The sequence below is a fragment of the Streptomyces sp. NPDC002851 genome, from assembly GCF_053591935.1.
In genome coordinates this window covers 1-19,688 of record NZ_JBSFUT010000065.1, presented here as the reverse complement: position 1 = coordinate 19,688, position 19,688 = coordinate 1, and the positions used below count along the sequence as shown (strand labels likewise).

18 protein-coding genes and 1 pseudogene are annotated in these 19,688 nt (G+C 71.9%); 12 read left to right on the top strand and 7 right to left on the bottom strand.

Annotation, left to right across the window (positions count from 1 at the left end; genetic code table 11):
* Window positions 1–20: 20 nt before the first annotated feature.
* Window positions 21–1,004 (bottom strand): FAD-dependent oxidoreductase, encoded by a 984-nt coding sequence (locus ACWD10_RS37215; protein ID WP_451098144.1) that lies wholly within the window; start codon window positions 1,002–1,004, stop codon window positions 21–23.
* 94 nt (window positions 1,005–1,098) lie between these two features.
* Here ACWD10_RS37215 and ACWD10_RS37210 point away from each other — a divergent pair, with 94 nt between their 5' ends.
* Window positions 1,099–2,178 (top strand): oxidoreductase, encoded by a 1,080-nt coding sequence (locus ACWD10_RS37210; RefSeq protein WP_451098143.1) that lies wholly within the window; start codon window positions 1,099–1,101, stop codon window positions 2,176–2,178.
* 172 nt (window positions 2,179–2,350) lie between these two features.
* Here the strand turns inward: ACWD10_RS37210 and ACWD10_RS37205 are convergent, their stop codons facing one another.
* Window positions 2,351–4,798: a Tex family protein gene (locus ACWD10_RS37205; RefSeq protein ID WP_451098142.1), complete on the bottom strand. Its 2,448-nt coding sequence runs from the start codon at window positions 4,796–4,798 to the stop codon at window positions 2,351–2,353.
* Between the two features lie 124 nt (window positions 4,799–4,922).
* Window positions 4,923–5,786, bottom strand: a complete 864-nt coding sequence (locus ACWD10_RS37200; protein ID WP_451098141.1) for an SCO6745 family protein — start codon at window positions 5,784–5,786, stop codon at window positions 4,923–4,925.
* A 183-nt stretch (window positions 5,787–5,969) separates the two neighbouring features.
* On the opposite strand from ACWD10_RS37200, the gene ACWD10_RS37195 reads away from it, so the two are divergent.
* Both ACWD10_RS37195 and ACWD10_RS37190 read left to right on the top strand, forming a co-directional pair.
* Entirely contained in the window at window positions 5,970–6,947 is a 978-nt protein-coding gene (locus tag ACWD10_RS37195; RefSeq protein ID WP_451098153.1) for a GlxA family transcriptional regulator, read from the top strand.
* Window positions 6,948–7,007: 60 nt separating this feature from the next.
* Window positions 7,008–7,637, top strand: coding sequence for a DJ-1/PfpI family protein (locus ACWD10_RS37190; RefSeq protein ID WP_451098140.1), 630 nt, complete (start codon window positions 7,008–7,010; stop codon window positions 7,635–7,637).
* Here ACWD10_RS37190 and ACWD10_RS37185 read toward each other — a convergent pair.
* Window positions 7,618–8,400, bottom strand: a complete 783-nt coding sequence (locus ACWD10_RS37185) for an enoyl-CoA hydratase/isomerase family protein (protein ID WP_451098139.1) — start codon at window positions 8,398–8,400, stop codon at window positions 7,618–7,620. The genes ACWD10_RS37190 and ACWD10_RS37185 overlap by 20 nt on opposite strands.
* Before the next feature lie 78 nt (window positions 8,401–8,478).
* On the opposite strand from ACWD10_RS37185, the gene ACWD10_RS37180 reads away from it, so the two are divergent.
* Entirely contained in the window at window positions 8,479–9,204 is a 726-nt protein-coding gene (locus tag ACWD10_RS37180) for an HdeD family acid-resistance protein (protein ID WP_451098138.1), read from the top strand.
* Between the two features lie 138 nt (window positions 9,205–9,342).
* Complete coding sequence (locus ACWD10_RS37175; RefSeq protein ID WP_451098152.1) at window positions 9,343–9,822, top strand: ATP-binding protein; 480 nt, start codon at window positions 9,343–9,345, stop codon at window positions 9,820–9,822.
* 30 nt (window positions 9,823–9,852) lie between these two features.
* On the opposite strand, the gene idi is transcribed toward ACWD10_RS37175, so the two are convergent.
* From idi to ACWD10_RS37160, 3 genes and pseudogenes are all read right to left on the bottom strand, one after another.
* Window positions 9,853–10,446 carry an isopentenyl-diphosphate Delta-isomerase gene (gene idi / locus ACWD10_RS37170; RefSeq protein ID WP_451098137.1) on the bottom strand — a complete coding sequence of 198 codons (594 nt, stop codon included), beginning with the start codon at window positions 10,444–10,446 and terminating at the stop codon, window positions 9,853–9,855.
* Window positions 10,447–10,663: 217 nt separating this feature from the next.
* Window positions 10,664–11,410: pseudogene (locus ACWD10_RS37165) on the bottom strand (class I SAM-dependent methyltransferase); the annotation flags it as partial.
* Window positions 11,411–11,609: 199 nt separating this feature from the next.
* The gene (locus tag ACWD10_RS37160) at window positions 11,610–12,566 is read right to left on the bottom strand and encodes a cation diffusion facilitator family transporter (protein WP_451098136.1); all 957 of its coding nucleotides are present in this window, start codon (window positions 12,564–12,566) and stop codon (window positions 11,610–11,612) included.
* Between the two features lie 419 nt (window positions 12,567–12,985).
* On the opposite strand from ACWD10_RS37160, the gene ACWD10_RS37155 reads away from it, so the two are divergent.
* The 7 genes from ACWD10_RS37155 to ACWD10_RS37125 all read left to right on the top strand — a co-directional run.
* Window positions 12,986–14,842, top strand: a complete 1,857-nt coding sequence (locus tag ACWD10_RS37155) for a DUF5941 domain-containing protein (protein ID WP_451098151.1) — start codon at window positions 12,986–12,988, stop codon at window positions 14,840–14,842.
* Window positions 14,839–15,576 (top strand): phosphocholine cytidylyltransferase family protein, encoded by a 738-nt coding sequence (locus ACWD10_RS37150; RefSeq protein ID WP_451098135.1) that lies wholly within the window; start codon window positions 14,839–14,841, stop codon window positions 15,574–15,576. Before ACWD10_RS37155 ends, ACWD10_RS37150 begins: the two co-directional genes overlap by 4 nt.
* Window positions 15,564–16,631 carry an iron-containing alcohol dehydrogenase family protein gene (locus ACWD10_RS37145; RefSeq protein WP_451098134.1) on the top strand — a complete coding sequence of 356 codons (1,068 nt, stop codon included), beginning with the start codon at window positions 15,564–15,566 and terminating at the stop codon, window positions 16,629–16,631. The genes ACWD10_RS37150 and ACWD10_RS37145 overlap by 13 nt, the downstream gene beginning before the upstream one ends.
* Complete coding sequence (locus tag ACWD10_RS37140; protein ID WP_451098133.1) at window positions 16,609–17,388, top strand: CDP-alcohol phosphatidyltransferase family protein; 780 nt, start codon at window positions 16,609–16,611, stop codon at window positions 17,386–17,388. The genes ACWD10_RS37145 and ACWD10_RS37140 overlap by 23 nt, the downstream gene beginning before the upstream one ends.
* Before the next feature lie 44 nt (window positions 17,389–17,432).
* A complete protein-coding gene (locus ACWD10_RS37135; RefSeq protein ID WP_451098150.1) occupies window positions 17,433–18,278 on the top strand; it encodes a glycosyltransferase family 2 protein in 846 nt (281 codons plus the stop codon).
* 99 nt (window positions 18,279–18,377) lie between these two features.
* A complete protein-coding gene (locus ACWD10_RS37130) occupies window positions 18,378–19,313 on the top strand; it encodes an ABC transporter permease (protein WP_451098132.1) in 936 nt (311 codons plus the stop codon).
* The coding region (locus ACWD10_RS37125) for an ATP-binding cassette domain-containing protein (RefSeq protein WP_451098131.1) at window positions 19,306–19,688 on the top strand (383 nt) is incomplete at its 3' end. The genes ACWD10_RS37130 and ACWD10_RS37125, both read left to right, overlap by 8 nt.

Below are 19,688 nucleotides of genomic sequence, written 5' to 3'. Positions count from 1 at the left end.
CGTCGGAGGGGGCAGTCTGCTCAGCCCCCTCCGGCGTTCCGCCCCGGATCCACCAGCTCCGCAGCGGCCCGCGCACACCCCCAAGCCACCGTCACCCCGGCACCCCCGTGCCCATAGTTGTGCACCAACAGGCCGCCCCAGGTGCCCTGTTCACGCTCAAGCCGCACCCCGGACCGACGCCCCGGCCGCACCCCCACCAGGTGCCGCACCACCTGCGCCCGCCCCAACTCGGGCCGGACGGCGGCACAGCGCGCCACGATCGCCGCGGCGACCGCGGGATCCGGAACCCGCCCCTCGGCCCCCTCCTCGGCCGTGCCGCCCAGAGCCACCACATCACCCCGCGGAAAGAAGTACGTGAGCGCATCCGCCCCCGCGGCGGCATCCGTGAACCACTCCTCGACCCCGGGGTTCTCCACGAGCACCAACTGCCCCCGCACCCCGAACACTTCAGGGTCGGGCACCAGCTCCCGCGCCCCAAGCCCCGAGCAGTTGACCACCACCGGCGCCACCGCCCCGGCCTCCGCCAGGTCCCGCACCCCGCGCAGCTCCACCACCCCACCGGCCGCCGCCAACCGCCGCCGCAGCCACGCCAGATGGACCGCCATATCGATCAGCGGCAGCCGGACCCGTACCCCGCGCTCGTACGCCGCCCCGGGCACCTCGTCCCCGTACACCTCACGCAGCCCCGGCAGCCCGCCCGCCCACGCCCCGAGCCCGCTCAGCCGCTGCCCGGCGTGCACCCCGGACACCAGGCGCACCCCGGTCTCGTCCGGCGCCTCGGCGTCCGCCGTATGCTCCCGCAGGGATTCCAGGGCCCAACTGGCCACCAGCTCCGCCGGTTCGATGCGGTACGGCCACCACAGGGCGCCCGCCACCGCCGACGTGGTGTCCTCGGCGGGCTCCCGCGCCCACACCCGCACCCGCGCGCCGCGCTCCGCGAGCACCACCGCCGTCGTCAGCCCGATGACCCCGCCCCCTACCACGATCACATCAGCCGTCGCCATACGCCGACCCTAACGAGCACGGCGACGACGGGGAGCAGTACCGGAATGAGTCATGCCGCGCTCAGAACCCCACCAAGCTGGGGATACTCACACCATGTCTGCGGAGTCTGCCGAGCACGCCGAGTACGCCGAATACGCCGAGTACGCAACCTTCGGCCTGGCACCGGCCAGCCGCGCCGGAGGGGTCCTGGCCAACGGTGACTACCAAGTGCACCGGGATTTCCAGGACTTCATCGTCGACGGCCGACCGCTGCTGTTCCAGCTCTCCGACCTCGACGCCGTCTCGCCGCTCGCCTCCGACGTACCGCCCGCGCTCTTCACCGACCACGTACGGCGCCTGCTCCTGGAGGCTGAGGCCCCGCTGACCGACGGCCGGTACATCATCTACGGCTGCCCCGAGTGCGAGGGCCTGGAGTGCGGCGCGGTGACGGCCCTGATCGAGCGGACGGCGGACGGCTGGGACGACTACGTCTGGCGGGATTTCGCCTGGCAGACCGACACGCACGTCGACCTGGAACGCAACGGCTACCACGGCATCGGCCCGTTCCGCTTCCACGGCGAGGAGTACCGAGCGGAGCTGCGCCGCCTCTTGGACGGCCCGGCGCCGACCCCGCCCCGCAGGGCTCTGCTGATCGGCGCCCGCGCGACGGTCCTCGGCAAACTGGCCGCCGCCCTCCGCATCATCGGCATCGGCGCGGAGATCGGCCACGCCGACGCCGCCGTGGACATCCCGGCCGAGGAGCTCGCCACCTACGGCGCGGTCGCCTTCGGCCGGGTCGTCACGGAGGGGCAACGTACGGCAGTGCGCCGCGCCTTCGAGAACGCGGGGGTCGACGTGGCGTACGTCGACGGCCTCGCCCCGATCATCCCGCTCCTGGTCGCGCAGATCGAACACGCCCTGGACCGCAGCCCGTTGGCCCAGCGCCGCCTCATGCGCCTGACGGCGACCCGCGGCCGGGCGCAGGTGGAGGTCACCTCCACCTGCCGCGTCCACGTGACCGCGTACCGCCTGGACCGCCTGCACCGGACGCACGCCCGGGAGGTGTACGACGACACGTTGGCCCCTGGCACACACGACATCGCACTGGACGCGCGGGCGACCAGAGGAGAGTCGTACTTGGTCGCCCGGACGACGGGCAGCACACTGACGGCAACAGTCGGATTGCTCCCCTGACCCCGCCCCTTCCCGTGTCTGGGGGCTGCGCCCCCAGACCCCTTTGTCGCGCTGAACGCGCTCGTCTCCAAACGCCGGCCACCCCGCCCATAAAGACCCTCCGGCGTTTGAGGAGCGGGGTCCGGGGCGGAGCCCCAGTGACGGGAAGGGGCGGGACTGGGGAAATGACCCCTCAACGCCCCCCGCGACGCCCCCGATCCACAAGCCCCGCCTTCCGCAAGGCATCCGCCATCGCGCTGTTGGCAGGCGGCGGCGCCTGCCGCCCACCACCACCGCCACCACGCCGGTCACGGCCACCGCCGCCACTGCGCTGCTGCGGCGCCCGGCCACCTCCCTGCCCCCGGTCACGCCGCTTGCCGCCAGTACCGGAGCCGCCGGAACCGCCGGAGGCAGCCGCCTCATCGTCAAGCCGAAGCGTCAGCGAAATCCGCTTCCGCGCCTCGTCGACGTCGAGCACCTTCACCTTCACGATGTCCCCGGGCTTCACCACGTCCCGCGGGTCCTTCACAAAGGTCCGCGACATCGCCGACACGTGCACGAGCCCGTCCTGGTGCACTCCGACGTCCACGAACGCCCCGAACGCCGCGACGTTCGTCACGACCCCTTCGAGCACCATCCCGGCCGCCAGATCGGAGATCTTCTCGACGCCTTCCTTGAAGGACGCCGTCTTGAACGCGGGCCGCGGGTCCCGCCCCGGCTTCTCCAGCTCGCCGAGGATGTCCGTCACGGTCGGAAGGCCGAACTTCTCGTCCACGAAGTCGTCCGCCCGCAGTGAGCGCAGCGTCCCCGTGTCGCCGATCAGCGAGGCCACCTCGCCGCCCGTCGCCTTGGCGATCCGGTGCACCACCGGGTACGCCTCCGGGTGCACGCTCGACGCGTCCAGCGGGTCGTCCCCGCCGCGGATCCGCAGGAACCCGGCGCACTGCTCGTACGCCTTCGGGCCGAGCCGCGCCACGTCCTTGAGCGCCTTGCGGGCCCGGAACGGGCCGTTCCCGTCCCGGTGGGCCACGATGTTCTCCGCGAGGGTCGCGCCGATGCCGGAGACCCGGGCGAGCAGCGGTGCCGACGCGGTGTTCACGTCCACGCCCACGCCGTTCACGCAGTCCTCCACCACCGCGTCAAGGGAGCGCGACAGCTTCACCTCGCTCAGATCGTGCTGGTACTGCCCGACGCCGATCGACTTCGGGTCGATCTTCACCAGTTCCGCGAGCGGGTCCTGGAGCCGTCGTGCGATCGACACCGCGCCGCGCAGCGACACATCGAGCTCCGGCAGCTCCTGCGAGGCGAAGGCCGAGGCCGAGTACACCGACGCGCCCGCCTCCGAGACCATCACCTTGGTCAGCTTCAACTCGGGGTGCTTGGCGATGAGTTCACCGGCGAGCTTGTCGGTCTCGCGGGAGCCCGTGCCGTTCCCGATGGCGATCAGGTCGACCGCGTGCTCCTTGGCGAGCCGCGCCAGGGTGGCGAGCGCCGCGTCCCACTTCTTCGCCGGGGCGTGCGGGTAGATGGTGTCGGTGGCGACCACCTTTCCGGTGCCGTCCACGACGGCGACCTTCACACCCGTACGCAGCCCGGGGTCGAGCCCCAGAGTCGCGCGCGTGCCCGCCGGGGCGGCGAGCAGCAGGTCCCGCAGGTTCGCGGCGAACACCTTGACCGCCTCGTCCTCGGCGGCGGTGCGCAGCCGGAGCCGCAGGTCGATACCGAGGTGCACCAGGATCCGGGTACGCCAGGCCCAACGCACCGTGTCCTTCAGCCACTTGTCGCCCGGACGGCCCCGGTCCGCGATGCCGAAGCGGTGCGCGATCGCGGTCTCGTACGCCGACGGGCCCTGGTCCTGAGCGGGACCCGCGGACGACGCCTCCGGCTCCTCCGGCTCCAGGGTGAGGTCGAGGACCTCCTCCTTCTCGCCCCGCAGCATCGCGAGCACCCGGTGCGAGGGCAGCTGCGTGAACGGCTCCGCGAAGTCGAAGTAGTCCGCGAACTTGGCGCCCTCGGTCTCCTTGCCGTCCCGGACCTTCGCCGCGAGCCGCCCGCGCTGCCACATCCGCTCGCGCAGCTCACCGATCAGGTCGGCGTCCTCACCGAACCGCTCGGTGAGGATGGCGCGGGCGCCGTCGAGCGCGGCCTGCGCGTCCGCGACGCCCTTGTCGGCGTCCACGAACGCGGTGGCCGCGGCGAGCGGTTCCACGCTCGGGTCCGCGAGCAGACCGTCGGCGAGCGGCTCGAGACCGGCCTCGCGGGCGATCTGCGCCTTGGTGCGCCGCTTCGGCTTGAAGGGCAGATAGATGTCCTCCAGGCGGGCCTTGGTCTCGGCCGCCCGGATCCGCGCCTCGAGCTCCTCGGTGAGCTTGCCCTGCTCGCGCACCGAATCGAGGACGGCGGTGCGCCGCTCCTCCAGCTCGCGCAGATAGCGCAGCCGCTCCTCGAGCGTGCGCAGCTGCGCGTCGTCGAGCATCTCGGTCGCTTCCTTGCGGTAGCGCGCGATGAAGGGCACGGTCGAGCCGCCGTCGAGCAGCTCGACGGCGGCCTTCACCTGCCGCTCCCGTACGCCGAGCTCCTCGGCGATCCTGCCTTCGATGGAACCGGTGGAACCCGTGGTGGGGGGCACCTCTGTCGTCACGATGTCCGTACCGCCTTCGCGCACTTCTCGTCTCGCTGAGCCGAACCGGGCCGAGCGAGCTGGAAGTCTGCATTGTGGCAGGTGGTACTGACAGTGAGGGGGAAGGGGAGGTACGGCGGGGCGGTCAGCCCTTCCCGCGCAGGTCCTCCGGGAACGCCCCCGCCGCGAGCGCGGTGCCGACGAACGCGGTGCCGAGCTCGGTCAGGCGCTCGACGCCCTCCGCGCCCAGGTGCTCGTACGGCCCGGCGTCCAGGCGGTCCGTGGCGAGTTCGAGCCGCTGCCGCAGCTCGGTGCCCGCCTCGGTCAACGCGTCGTCCGCGTCGAGCAGTCCGCGCCCGCGCAGCCGCTCCACGGCCGCGTCCCAGTCGGCCCGGTGCCAGCCGCGGGTGCCCAGGACCCACTTGGGCGCCATGCCCTTGCCGGTCGCCGTGTGGCTGACCAGGGCCTCCAGCGGGTCGAGCCCGGCGTCGAGGAGCGCCGCGAGGTGCCCGTCGCCGCGGTGCTCGCGCAGCAGCGTCGCCGCGTGCCAGTAGGCGAGGTGCGGCTCCTCCGGCACCGGCAGGTCGGCGTGTGCCGCGTACAGCGGCCGGGCGTGCCGGGTGCAGCCCTCGGTGGCGCGCAGCGCGAGCCGGGCGGCCTCGGCCATCTCCGGGGACGCCACGGCCTCGTCGCCGAGCAGCCGCCGCAGCGTCGAGTCGGCGGCCCGCTGCCGGGCGGCGACCACGTCCTCGGGCGAGGCGATGTCCCAGACCGACGGCACGAGCTCGGCGATCAGTTCGTAGCTGTAGTTGTAGAACGTCGCCGCCACCACGCCCGGCCCGACCCGGCCCAGGGCCGCGGCCCGCCCCACGAAGTACCCGGCCCGTGAGTCGGTGAGCCCGACCCCGGCCAGCTCCTTGGCGTAGTCCGGCGAGAAGTAGACGGAGGAGTGCAGCGGGTTCAGGACGTTGTGGCAGCGGCGTCCGGCGCGCGCGGGCAGAGAGGTCATGCCCGCACGGTACCGACTGGCCGGTACGTCCGGAAGACCGGTACCCCCGGCCGACCGAGCCGGAAAACCATCACCCCCATGGCAGGAAAGGTGGGGAACGCGTCATTGCGGCCATGACACGACCCCCGAAGAATCGGACCCATGCCAGCGAACACCCGGCCCGCCCCGGGCCACCCCCGGGACATGGATGTCCTTGATGTCCTTGTCCTGCTCTTCGAGGACGTGCAGAGCCTCGATGTCACCGGCCCCGTCGAGGTGTTCACCGGCGCCACCCTCGCGGCCCAAGACCCCGGCAGCGGCTACCGAGTCCGCACGGCCACCCTGGACGGCACCCCGGTCCGCACCTCCAGCGGCCTCACCCTCGCCCCGGACCACGCCCTCACCTCCCTCGGAGCGGACGCCGCCCCCCACACCCTCCTGGTGCCCGGCGGCTTCGGCACCCTCGCCCCGGACCCCCGCCTGATCGACTGGCTGCGCACCCACGCCCCGTACGCCCGCCGCCTGGTGTCCGTCTGCACCGGCGCCGCCCTGCTCGCCGAGGCCGGGCTGCTCGACGGCCGTCGGGTGACGACCCACTGGGCGCACTGCGACAGCCTCGCCCGCGACCACCCGGAGGTCGAGGTCGACCCCGACCCCATCTATGTACGCGACGGCCACATCGCCACCTCGGCGGGCGTGACCGCCGGCATCGACCTGGCGCTCGCCCTCGTCGAGGAGGACCTGGGCCGCGACATCGCGCTCACCGTCGCCCGCCACCTGGTGGTCTTCCTCCGACGCCCGGGAAACCAGGCGCAGTTCAGCGCCCAGCTCTCCGCCCAGACCGCCCAGCGCGCGCCGCTGCGTGAGGTGCAGCGCTGGGTCACCGAGCACCCCGACGACGACCTGTCCGTGGAGTCCCTGGCCGCCCGCGCCCGGCTCTCGCCCCGGCACTTCGCCCGCGCGTTCCAGGCCGAGACCGGTATGACGCCGGGCCGGTACGTCGAGCGCGTACGCCTGGAACACGCGCGCCGCCTCCTGGAGGACACCGCGCACGGCGTCGAGGAGGTCTCCCGCGCCAGCGGCTACGGCACCCCGGAGGCCATGCGCCGCGTCTTCCTCAAGACCCTCGGCGCGTCCCCGGCGGAATACCGCCGCCGCTTCCGGGCCCCCATGACCCGCTGAGCCCACCGGGCCCGGCGCCCATGCACCCCGTACGCACCAGACGAAAGGCCCGCGCCCACCATGCAGATCGCGATATTCCTCTACGAAGGCTTCACCGCCCTCGACGCCATCGGCCCCTACCAGACCCTGAACCCGCTCCCGGACGCCGAAGTGGTCTTCGTCGCAGAGACCGCGGGTCCCGTCACCGACGACAACGGCACCCTGACCGTCGTGGCCCCGAAGGCGCTCTCCGAGGTGCCGCGGCCGGACCTCGTGGTGGTGCCGGGCGGCCCACCGGAGAATGTCGAGCCCCAGATGCGCAACGCGACCGTGGTCGAGTGGCTGCGCGCGGCCGACGCCACGTCGGCCTGGACCACGTCCGTGTGCACGGGTTCGCTGCTGCTCGCGGCGGCCGGGCTGCTCAAGGGCCGCCGTGCCACCTCGCACTGGCTGGCCCTGGAGGCCATCAAGGAGTTCGGTGTCGAGGCGACCGGCGAGCGGGTCGTGTTCGACGGCAAGTACGTGACGGCGGCCGGGGTTTCGTCCGGTATCGATATGGGTCTCACGCTCGCGGGCCGCATCGCCGGTGACGCGTACGCGCAGGGGATCCAGCTGATGGTCGAGTACGACCCGCAGCCGCCGTACGACGCGGGCTCCCCGGAGAAGGCCCCGGCCGAGCTGGTGGAGCGGTTCAGGAACGGCGAGGCGTAGCCGGCACGTTCCAGGTGAACCGCGGTTCCCTGCGCTCCAGGAAGGCGGCGACCCCCTCCGCGGTGTCGCCGCTGCCGCGCGCCTGCTCCGCCCAGTGCGCCGCACGGTCCGTGCGCCCGGCGGTGAACTCCTTGGCGGCCGCCTGCGTCAGGAGCGAGCGCGCGGCGAGGATCCGGGTGAACTCCGCGACCCGCTTGCCCAGTTCACCGCCGGGAAGGACCTCGTCCACGAGCCCGGTGCGCAGCGCCCGCCCCGTGTCGATCAACTCGCCCGAGAACAGCAGGTACTTGGCGGCCGCCGGGCCCACCAGGGACGCCAGGCGCGCGGTCGACGAGGCCGGGTACACGATGCCGAGCTTCGCGGGCGTCACCCCGAACGCCGCCCCTTCCTCGGCGAACCGCAGATCGCACGCCGCCGCGAGCTGACACCCGCCGCCCACACAGAACCCCCGCACCGCCGCCACCGTCGGCTTCGGGAACGCCGCGAGCGCGTCCTCGGCCCGCACCGCGAGCCCCTGCGCCTCGCCCGCCGACTCCCGAAGGCCCGAGATATCGGCCCCGGCGCAGAACGTGCCGCCCTCACCCGTCAGCACCAGGGCCCGCACATCGGAGTCGGCGGCGAGACCGTCGAGCAGCGGCGGCAGCTCCCGCCACATGCCGGTGGTCATCGCGTTCCGCTTGGCCGGGTGGTCGATCACGACGGTCGCGACGCCGTCGGAGACGGTGTGCCGCAGCCGCGGCGGGGTCGGTTCGGTGTGCGCCATGCGCCGGATGCTATCGGCACGCACCGAACGTACGATCAAGAAAGTCAGGAAAGGGGGCAGCGGCGAGGAGGCAGCCACATGGCCGGACGTCGGACGCCACCCACGACCAGCGGCGAGGGCAGAAAGCTGCGGCGCAGCTTCGGACTGCTCGCGGCGCTCGGCGCGATCCTGGTGCTCGCCGGTCTCGTCGGCCTCGTCTACGTCGGCGTCGCGACCCTCACCACGATGCTGCTCTTCGGCTGGCTGCTCCTGATCGGCGGCCTGGTCGGCCTGGTGCAGTCGGTGCAGCTGCGCAGGAGCAACTTCTTCTGGCTCGGCGTGGTGGTCGCCGCGCTCAACCTGGCCGCCGGTGTGGTCGTGCTGCGCCACCCCGAGGTGTCCGCGGAGGCGTTCACCCTGTTCGCCGCGCTGCTCTTCCTGACCGGCGGTGTGTTCCGCCTGGTGGGCAGCCTGGTGGTGCGCGGGCCGCAGGTCGGCGTGACGCTGGTGCAGGGCGCCTTCGGCCTCCTGATCGGCGTCCTGATCCTGGGCGCGTGGCCGAGCAGCAGCCTGTATGTGATCGGCACCTTCTTCTCGCTCGCGCTGCTCTTCGACGGCCTCGGGCTGCTCGCGATGGGCATCGGCGGCCGCCACATCGTGAACCTCGTCGGGGACCGCGAGGGCGGCGCCGGTCCGGGCGAGGCGGCGGTCCCAGGCCCGACCCCGGACGACACAGAAACCCCCGGCGCCTCACCCGCCTCGGCTACCGGTGGTAAAGAGCAAGGGAAGGCACCAGAAGCAGACAACGATCAGTCGCACAACTGACGTTGGCATACGCGCGCGATCAGAAGTCGTCGATACGGGTCGATACCGGGGGAATTCTGATCACTCACGCGGTACGGACCAGAACCTTCTCAAACTCGTGATGTGGCGACAATCGAGGGCGAGGGCGGGGACCGGGCGATGGGCGACCACGGCAGCGCGCCAACCGACGGCCGGTCGGCCGGGCCCCTGCCGTACGAGGGAGTGTGGCGGTTCACCGCCCCGGCGGTCGAGAGCTCCGTGCCCCAGGCCCGGCGCGCGGTGCGGGACCTTCTGACCCGCCAAGGCGTACCGGTCTCCGAGGACTCCGTGCAGGGGCTGCTCCTGATCGTCTCGGAGCTGGTGACGAACACCGTCCGGCACGCGGCGTTGCTCTCACCCATGGTGGCCGTCGAGGTCGCCGTCGGCGCGGAGTGGGTGCGCGTCTCCGTCGAGGACAACCACCCCTACCGGCCCACGGCCCTCGAGGCCGACCAGGGGCAGACGGGCGGACGCGGGCTGCTCCTCGTACGCGAGATCACCAAGGAGGCGGGCGGCGCCTGCGACGCCGAACACACGGCGAGCGGCGGCAAGGTGATCTGGGCGGCCCTGCCGCTCAAACCCTCCTCGCCGCCGCGTTAGCGCTCCGCGTGGGGCCGGGTCAGCGCGGGTTCACCAGTCCGCGCTCGGCCCCGTCAGCTCCTTGATCGCGGGCCGGGCGGCCTCGAGGACCGTCATGAACCATGACGAGAACGGCGCCTGTTCATGCCGTACGGCCAGCTCGTCCGGCGTCACGAAGGCGGTCTCGGCGACCTCCTCCGGATCCGGCCGCGGTGCCGCCTGCACCATCCCCACGAAGAGGTGGTTGAACTCCTGCTCCACCAGGCCCGAGTCGGGGTCCGGGTGGTTGTAGCGCACCGTGCCCGCCGCGGCGAGCAGCGAGGGCGAGACCCCCAGCTCCTCGTACGTACGCCGGGCCGCCGCCGCGAACGGTGACTCGCCCGGCGACGGGTGCCCGCAGCAGGTGTTGGACCACACGCCGGGGGAGTGGTACTTGCCAAGCGCACGCCGCTGGAGGAGCAGCCGGCCCCGCTCGTCGAAGAGGAAGACGGAGAACGCCCGGTGGAGCTGACCGGGTGCCTGATGGGCCTCGAGCTTCTCCGCCGTGCCGATGGTTCTGCCGTCCTCGTCGACCAGTTCGAGCAGGATCCGTGAGCTGGACCCGTCCGTCGAGCTGTCCGCCGCACTTCCTTGTGTGATCGGCATAACCATCCTTTGCCTCGGTTTTCGCATCTCAAGTCTGCCGTACGTAACCGGCACACTCGTCACATTCGGCACTCCTGACACCCGCATGGCGTCAGATGCCGAAGGCCTCCGGATAGCTGATCGTCCCCCGCGGCACCGCTCCCGAAGCGTCGAAGATCCGTGCGGTCGGCCCGGCTGCCGACTGTGCCGCCATGCGGCCCGTCTCCCCGACCTACACGGGCCGCAGCACGTACCCGGTGTAGCCGTACTCGCCCCCGTGCTCGCGTCGCATCGCGAGCTCCTCACGGGTGGCGGCGAGTGCCTCGGCCATACCGGGCGCGGCCGGGTCGGCGGCGTCGGCCCGCTCGGCGAGCGGCCCGTAGTAGGCGTCCCAGTCGGACTCGGGCTGCGGGTAGGTGCCGAGCACCCGGTAACCGGCCGTCCGCGCGGCCCGCTCGTTCTCCTCGGTGGTACGCAGCGTGTAGTGCCGGTCCCAGAAGGCGCGGGCGGCGGCGGACGGCTCGGGCACGGTCCACTCGCACTCGGTCAGGACGAGCGTGCCGCCCGGGGCGAGCAGCCGCCGCCAGGACGCGAGCGCGGTGTCGAACCCGATGGAGTACGCCGAGCTCTCCGCCCACACCAGGTCGAACGACCCGTCGGGGAAAGAGAGTTCTCCCATATCGGCCCGGAGCGTGCTGATCGAGCCGGACAGCCCGCGCGCAGCGGCGGCCGCGGCCAGCTCGGCCAGAAACGGCTCATGCAGATCGACGGCCGTCACCTCGGCCCCCGCCGCACCCGCCTCGGCGGCGAGCAGCAGCGCGGCCCGCCCCGGACCACAGCCGAGGTCGAGCACGCGCGGCCGCGCGGGCAGCGGCCCGGCCAGGGAGAGCAGCCGCCGCGTGGTGGCATCGGAGCCGGGGCCCTGCCGGGGCAGTCCGTGGTGCAGGGCGAAGAAGGCGGCGTACGGGGAGGTGTCGTCGGACAAGGCGAGTTCCTCACGGGTGGGGGCTCAAAATCAGCCCGTCCGGCGTTTGAGGACGAGCGCGTCTCAGCGCGATAACAGTGGCCCGGGGTGCAGCCCCATTCCCAGCCCGTCCGGCGTTTGAGGACGAGCGCGTTCAGCGCGATGAAAGCGGGGTCTGGGGGCGCAGCCCCCAGAAGACGGCAACCGAGCCGACGGAACCCTAATGACACAGCTGCGACTCATGCGCCGCATGGCCACTCGGCTCCAGCTGAAACGTGCAGTGCTCCACGTCGAAGTGGTCCCCGACGCACCCCCGCAGCTCGTGCAGGAGCTTCTCGTGCCCCACGCTGTCGATCACGTCCGGGCCGACCACCACATGCGCGGAGAGCACCGGCATCCCCGAGGTGATCGTCCAGGCGTGCAGATCGTGTACGTCCTGCACCCCGGGCAGGGCGAGTATGTGCGCCCGCACCTCGGCCATGTCGACGCCCTTGGGTGCCGCCTCGAGCAGGACGTTCAGCGTCTCCCGGAACAGCTTCACCGTACGAGGCACGATCATCAGGCCGATCACCAGGGACGCGATCGGGTCCGCGGCCTGCCAGCCGGTGAGCACGATCAGGAGCGAGGCGACGATCACCGTCGCCGAGCCGAGCGCGTCCGCGAGCACCTCGAGGAAGGCGCCGCGCACATTGAGGCTCTCCCGCTGGCCGCGCATCAGCAGCGACAGCGAGATCATGTTCGCGACCAGGCCGATCGCGCCGAAGACCACGGCCAGGCCGCCCTCCGTATCGGCGGGCGTGACGAACCGCTGTGCCGCCTCGAAGAGCACATAGCCGCCGACGCCGAGCAGCAGCAGACAGTTGGCGAGCGCCGCGAGTATCTCGGCGCGGGCCAGGCCGAAGGTGTGGTTCGCGGACGCCGGGCGGTTGGCGAAGTGGATGGCGAGCAGCGCCATGCCGAGACCAAGGGCGTCCGTCGCCATGTGCGCCGCGTCCGCGACCAGCGCGAGCGAGTCCGCCGCGATGCCGCCGACTATCTCCACCACCATCACGGCGAGCGTGATCGTCAGCGCGACGCGCAGCCGCCCCCGGTACGCCGCCGCGGCCGTGCCGGTGACGGGCGCACCGTGCCCGTGCCCGTGGTCGTGGCCATGCCCGTGGTCGTGGCCGAGCCCCATGCTTCCCCCTCGGTTCGCGGTCGTGCCCGGCCCCCTGTCATCAGCCGGACCGGATCAGTGAACTACGGGGTGGGGGTATCGGGCAACACGGCAGTGAACACCGTTGTCATGTGCCCTGACCTGCGGAAATGACATGCAGGTCAGAGACCTGACAAGATCATCACGGCGGGTCTCCACGGCGGACGGCCAACAGCGGGAGTTTGTCGTGCGCGGGGCGGATCGCGGATGATGTCCGCGGCCGGCTACCGGAGCGGTCGCGTCCGCTCAGATCTGGCTTATCGGGCCGTAAACGGGCGGTGAACGGCCGCTTCCGTTCATCCGATAGCCTCTGCCGACATGCCAGCCGGGCTCACCCGGCCGGGCCTGCCGCACGCTGCCCGGGCGCTTTCGCGCGCGCCCCCTGCAAGGAGTGAGTTCGTCTGTCGACCGCCATCCTCACCGGTCAACCGGCCCCCGGGTCATCGCTCGAAGGCGATCTGCGGGAGCTCGGCTTCGACGTGCGGGTCGCCTCGGACGCGGCTCAGACCGCCTCGCTGCTCGACGCGGTTCCGGCGCACGAGCGCGTCGCCGTCGTCGACGCGGGCTTCGTCGGCCACCAGCACGCCCTGCGGCTCGCCCTGACCGACCCCCGCTTCGACGCCTCGGCCGTCCCGGGAGCCGTCACCGCGCGCCCCTCCGCCCGCCAGGCCCTCACCCACGCGGTGCGGGCGGCCACGGGCCGGAGCGAGGGCGCCGCCACGGTGCGCACCCAGGCCGCGACCGACTCCGGCATATACGCCGACCGCATCGCCGAGGCCCTCACCGAAGCCGCCGTCGACGTGCACCGCCCCGAGCTGGGCGCGCTCGTCGCCACCGTCCCCACCACGCCGCAGGCCCGCAACGAGGCCCGGCAGGCCGTCGCCGCCGTCGACGACGAAGCCATCCGGCTGCGTACGGCCGTGAAGTCCCGCGACGGGTTCTTCACCACGTTCTGCATCAGCCCGTACTCCCGCTACCTCGCCCGCTGGTGCGCCCGGCGCGGCCTCACCCCGAACCAGGTCACCACCGCCTCGCTGCTCACCGCCCTGATCGCGGCGGGCTGCGCGGCCACCGGCACCCGTATCGGCTTCGTCGCCGCCGGTGTGCTGCTGCTCTTCTCCTTCGTCCTGGACTGCACCGACGGGCAGCTCGCCCGCTACTCGCTCCAGTACTCGACGCTCGGCGCCTGGCTCGACGCCACCTTCGACCGCGCCAAGGAGTACGCCTACTACGCGGGCCTCGCGCTCGGCGCCGCCAACGCGGCCGGCAGCGGCCACGACGACGTATGGGCGCTCGCGCTCGGCGCGATGGTCCTGCAGAGCTGCCGCCACGTCGTGGACTTCGCCTTCAACGAGGCACAGGCCGACCCGTCCGGCGCGGCCTCAGGCACCAACTCCAGCCCCACAGCGGCCCTTTCGGGCAAGCTCGACAGCGTCGGATGGACCGTCTGGGCCCGCCGGATGATCGTCCTGCCGATCGGTGAACGCTGGGCCCTGATCGCCGTCCTCACGGCGCTCACCACCCCGCGGATCACCCTGACCGTGCTGCTCATCGGCTGCGCCGTCGCCGCCTGCTACACCACCGCGGGCCGCGTCCTGCGCTCCCTCGGCCCGCGCGTCACCCGTACCGACCGGTCCGCCAAGGCGCTCGCCGACCTCGCCGACAGCGGGCCGATCGCCGAGTCCATGGCCTGGCTGCGCCGACCGGTCAAGCGCTCCCACCCGTACTACCCGCTCGCCGCGGCCGCGCTCGGCACCGCGCTCCTGGGCGCCAACCTGATCGCCGGGTGGCCCTGGCTGGTCGTCATCGGCGCGGCGGCCTACGCCGTGCTCGCCGGGTGGGCCGTCTCACAGCCGCTCAAGGGGCCCCTTGACTGGCTGGTCCCGCCGCTGTTCCGGGCCGCCGAGTACGGCACCGTGCTCGCGCTCGCCGCCCGCGCGGACGTGAACGGGGCGTTGCCTGCGGCTTTCGGACTGGTGGCGGCGGTCGCCTACCATCACTACGACACGGTGTACCGCATCCGCGGTGGCACCGGCGCGCCCCCGCACTGGCTGGTGCGGGCGATCGGCGGGCACGAAGGCAGGACACTGGCGGTCACCGTCGCCGCCGCTCTGCTGTCCGCGCAAGGTTTCACCGTCACGCTCACGGTTCTCGCCGTGGCCGTGGCACTCGTGGTGCTCGTCGAGAGCATCCGCTTCTGGGTGACCGCTCACACTCGAGGCGCACCCGCCGTACACGATGAAGGAGAACCCGCATGATCGGCCTCGTCCTTGCGGCAGGCGCCGGACGGCGTCTGCGTCCGTACACGGACACCCTGCCCAAGGCCCTGGTGCCCGTCGATGGTGACACCACCATCCTCGACCTGACCCTCGGCAACTTCGCCGAGATCGGTCTCACCGAGGTCGCGATCATCGTGGGCTACAAGAAGGAGGCCGTCTACGAGCGCAAGGCCGCGCTCGAGGCGAAGTACGGCCTCAAGCTCACCCTCATCGACAACGACAAGGCCGAGGAGTGGAACAACGCCTACTCCCTGTGGTGCGGCCGTGACGCCATCAAGCACGACGTGATCCTCGCCAACGGCGACACCGTGCACCCGGTCTCCGTCGAGAAGACCCTGCTCGCCGCCCGCGGCAACGGCCAGAAGATCATCCTCGCCCTCGACACCGTGAAGCAGCTCGCGGACGAGGAGATGAAGGTCGTCGTGGACTCCGAGAAGGGCGTCCAGAAGATCACCAAGCTGATGGACCCGGCCGAGGCCACCGGCGAGTACATCGGCGTCACCCTCATCGAGGGCACCGCCGCCGACGAGCTCGCCGACGCCCTGAAGACCACCTTCGAGCGCGACCCCGACCTCTACTACGAGGACGGCTACCAGGAGCTCGTGAACCGCGGATTCAAGGTGGACGTCGCCCCGATCGGCGACGTCAAGTGGGTCGAGATCGACAACCACGACGACCTGGCCAAGGGGCGGGAGATCGCGTGCCAGTACTGACGAGGCTCATTCCCTCGCCGGTCGTTGTCGACATCCGCCCGGGCGCCCTTGACGACCTGGCCAGTGTCCTGGCCGACCAGCGGATCTCCTCGTCGACCGGCCGCCTGGCGATCGCCATCAGTGGTGGCTCGGGCGCTCGCCTCCGCGAGCGCCTGGCCCCCTCGCTGCCGCAAGCCGAGTGGTTCGAGGTCGGCGGCGGCACGCTCGACGACGCGATCAAGCTCGCCGACGACATGAAGAAGTCCAACCGCTACGACGCGGTCGTGGGCCTCGGCGGCGGCAAGATCATCGACTGTGCGAAGTTCGCCGCCGCCCGGGTCGGCCTGCCGCTGGTCGCCGTCGCGACGAACCTGTCGCACGACGGCCTGTGCTCGCCGGTCGCGACCCTCGACAACGACGCGGGCCGCGGCTCCTACGGCGTACCCACCCCGATCGCGGTCGTCATCGACCTCGATGTGATCCGCGAGGCCCCGGTCCGCTTCGTACGCTCCGGCATCGGCGACGCCCTGTCCAACATCTCCGCAATCCGGGACTGGGAGCTGGCCGCCCGCGAGCGCGGCGAGGACATAGACGGGCTCGCCGCCGCCATGGCGCGGCAGGCGGGCGAGGCGGTCCTGCGCCACCCCGGCGGCGTCGGCGACGACGGCTTCCTGCAGGTCCTCGCGGAGGGCCTGGTGCTCACCGGCATCGCCATGTCGATCTCCGGCGACTCGCGGCCGGCGTCCGGCGCCTGCCACGAGATCAACCACGCCTTCGACCTGCTCTTCCCCAAGCGCGCCGCGAGCCACGGCGAGCAGTGCGGCCTGGGCGCGGCCTTCGCCATGCACCTGCGCGGCGCCCGCGAGGAGTCCGCGCACATGGCCGAGGTGCTCCGGCGGCACGGCCTGCCGGTGCTCCCCTCGGAAATCGGCTTCTCCGTCGACGAGTTCGTGCAGGTCGTGGAGTACGCCCCGCAGACCCGCCCCGGGCGCTACACGATCCTCGAGCACCTCGACCTCTCCACCGACCAGATCAGGGACGCATACGCCGACTATGCAAAAGCCATCGGTAGCTGAGCTCCGCCCGGTCGTTCACCCTCCGGGGGTGAAGGACCGGCGCAGCGGTGAGCACTGGGCCGGCCGGCTCTACATGCGCGAGCTGTCGCTGCGCATCGACCGGCACCTGGTGAACACGCGCGTCACGCCTAACCAGCTGACGTACCTGATGACGGTCTTCGGTGTCCTCGCGGCCCCGGCACTTCTGGTGCCGGGGATCGCGGGGGCCGTGCTCGGCGTGCTCATGGTCCAGCTCTACCTGCTGCTCGACTGTGTCGACGGCGAGGTGGCCCGCTGGAAGAAGCAGTTCTCGCTCGGCGGCGTCTACCTCGACCGGGTCGGTGCCTACCTGTGCGACGCCGCGGTCCTCGTCGGCTTCGGCCTGCGCGGTGCGGATCTGTTCGGCTCCGGTCGGATCGACTGGCTGTGGGCGTTCCTCGGCACCCTGGCGGCCCTCGGCGCCATCCTGATCAAGGCGGAGACCGACCTCGTCGGCGTCGCCCGGCACCAGGGCGGTCTGCCGCCGGTCAAGGAGGCGGCGTCCGAGCCGCGCTCCTCCGGCCTGGCGCTTGCCCGCAAGGCGGCCGCGGCGCTGAAGTTCCACCGCCTGGTCCTCGGCGTCGAGGCCTCGCTGCTCATCCTGGTCCTGGCGGTACTCGACCAGGTCCGGGGCGATCTGTTCTTCAGCCGCCTGGGCATCGCGGTGCTCGCGGGCATCGCGCTCCTCCAGACCCTGCTGCACCTCGTGTCCATCCTCGTCTCGAGCAGGCTCAAGTGACGGCGGCGGCACAGCGGCTCAAGGTCGGGGCGGTGATCATCACCATGGGCAACCGCCCCGACGAGCTCCGCGCACTGATCGACTCGGTCGCCAAGCAGGACGGCGCCCCGGTCGAGGTCGTCGTGGTCGGCAACGGCTCCCCGGTCCCGGACGTCCCGCCGGGCGTCAGGACCGTGGAGCTGCCCGAGAACCTCGGCATCCCCGGCGGCCGCAACGTCGGCATCGAGGCCTTCGGTCCGGGTGGCCAGGACGTGGACATCCTGCTCTTCCTGGACGACGACGGCCTGCTGCCCCGCACCGACACGGCCGAGCTGTGCCGGGATGCCTTCGCCGCCGACCCCGAGCTCGGCATCGTCAGCTTCCGCATCGCCGACCCCGACACCGGGGTCACCCAGCGCCGCCACGTGCCCCGGCTGCGCGCCGCGGACCCGCTGCGCAGCTCCCGCGTGACGACCTTCCTCGGCGGCGCCAACGCCGTACGTACGAAGGTCTTCGCGCAGGTCGGCGGCCTGCCCGACGACTTCTTCTACGCCCACGAGGAGACCGACCTCGCCTGGCGGGCCCTCGACGCGGGCTGGCAGATCGACTACCGGGCCGACATGGTCCTTCACCACCCCACCACCGCCCCGTCCCGGCACGCGGTCTACCACCGCATGGTGGCCCGCAACCGCGTCTGGCTCGCCCGCCGCAACCTGCCCGCCTTGCTGGTGCCCGTCTACCTCGGGGTCTGGCTGCTGCTCACGCTCGCCCGGCGCCCCTCGCGCCCGGCGCTGCGCGCCTGGCTCGGCGGCTTCAAGGAGGGCTGGACCACTCCGTGCGGCCCCCGGCGGCCCATGCGGTGGCGTACGGTATGGCGGCTGACCCGACTGGGCCGACCTCCTGTGATCTGACAAGCTCGGGTCTGACAGCATTCGGCCTGACCCCGGGCCCCGGTGCGTGCCTTGTGGCGGGCACCGGCAGCTTTATCTTGCAGACGAAAGTTTCCACTTGTGAGTGAGACAACGCATGACGGCGGTGTGGCGGTGAGTGTGGCTCCGTCGCCCGACGACGGGCTCTCCCGCGCGGAGCTCGCCGCGAAGTACGGGCTTGCGCAGTCCGGCGCGCGCCCCGGACTGATCGAGTACGTCGGTCAGCTCTGGGACCGGCGCCACTTCATCCTCGCCTTCTCCCGGGCGAAGCTCACCGCCCAGTACAGCCAGGCCAAGCTCGGCCAGGTCTGGCAGGTGGCGACGCCGCTGCTCAACGCGCTCGTCTACTTCCTCATCTTCGGCCTGCTGCTCGGCGGCCGGGGTGGCATGGACATCCGCGAGTACGTTCCGTTCCTGGTCACGGGCGTCTTCGTGTTCACTTTCACGCAGACCTCGGCGCTCTCCGGGGTCCGGGCGATCTCCGGGAACCTGGGCCTGGTGCGCGCGCTGCACTTCCCGCGCGCCTCACTGCCCATCTCGTTCTCGCTCCAGCAGCTCCAGCAGCTGCTGTTCTCGATGATCGTCCTGGTCGCGATCCTCATCGGCTTCGGCCACTTCCCGACGTGGTCGTGGCTCCTGGTGTTCCCGGCGCTCGGGCTCCAGTTCATCTTCAACACCGGCCTGGCGATGGTGATGGCCCGGGCCGGCAGCAAGACCCCGGACCTCGCCCAGCTGATGCCGTTCGTCCTGCGCACCTGGATGTACGCCTCGGGCGTGATGTTCCCGCTCGACTACATGCTGACCAAGGCTGAGGCCCCGGGCTGGGTGGCGGAGATCCTGCTCGCCAACCCGGCGGCCGTCTACATGGACCTGATGCGCTTCGCCCTCGTCGACGGCTTCGGCAGCGCGAACCTGCCGCCGCACGTCTGGTCCTTCGCCCTCGGCTGGGCGCTGCTGCTCGGCATCGGCGGGTTCATCTACTTCTGGAAGGCAGAGGAGAGGTACGGCCGTGGCTGAGCAGATTCCGCAGGATGCGGCGCAGGACGCGGTGCGGTCAAGCGTCCCCACCGTGATCGCCGACGATCTGCACATCGTCTACCGCGTCAACGGCGGCGCGAAGGGCAAGGGCAGCGCCACGGCCGCGCTCAGCCGCATCATCAAGCGCGGCCTGCGGCAAGAAACAGAGCGGGGCGTGCGCAAGGTGCATGCGGTCAAGGGCGTCTCCTTCACCGCGTACCGGGGCGAGGCCATCGGCCTGATCGGCTCGAACGGTTCGGGCAAGTCGACGCTGCTGCGTGCCATCGCGGGCCTGCTCCCGGCCGAGCAGGGCAAGGTCTACACCGACGGCCAGCCGTCCCTGCTCGGTGTGAACGCGGCTCTGATGAACGACCT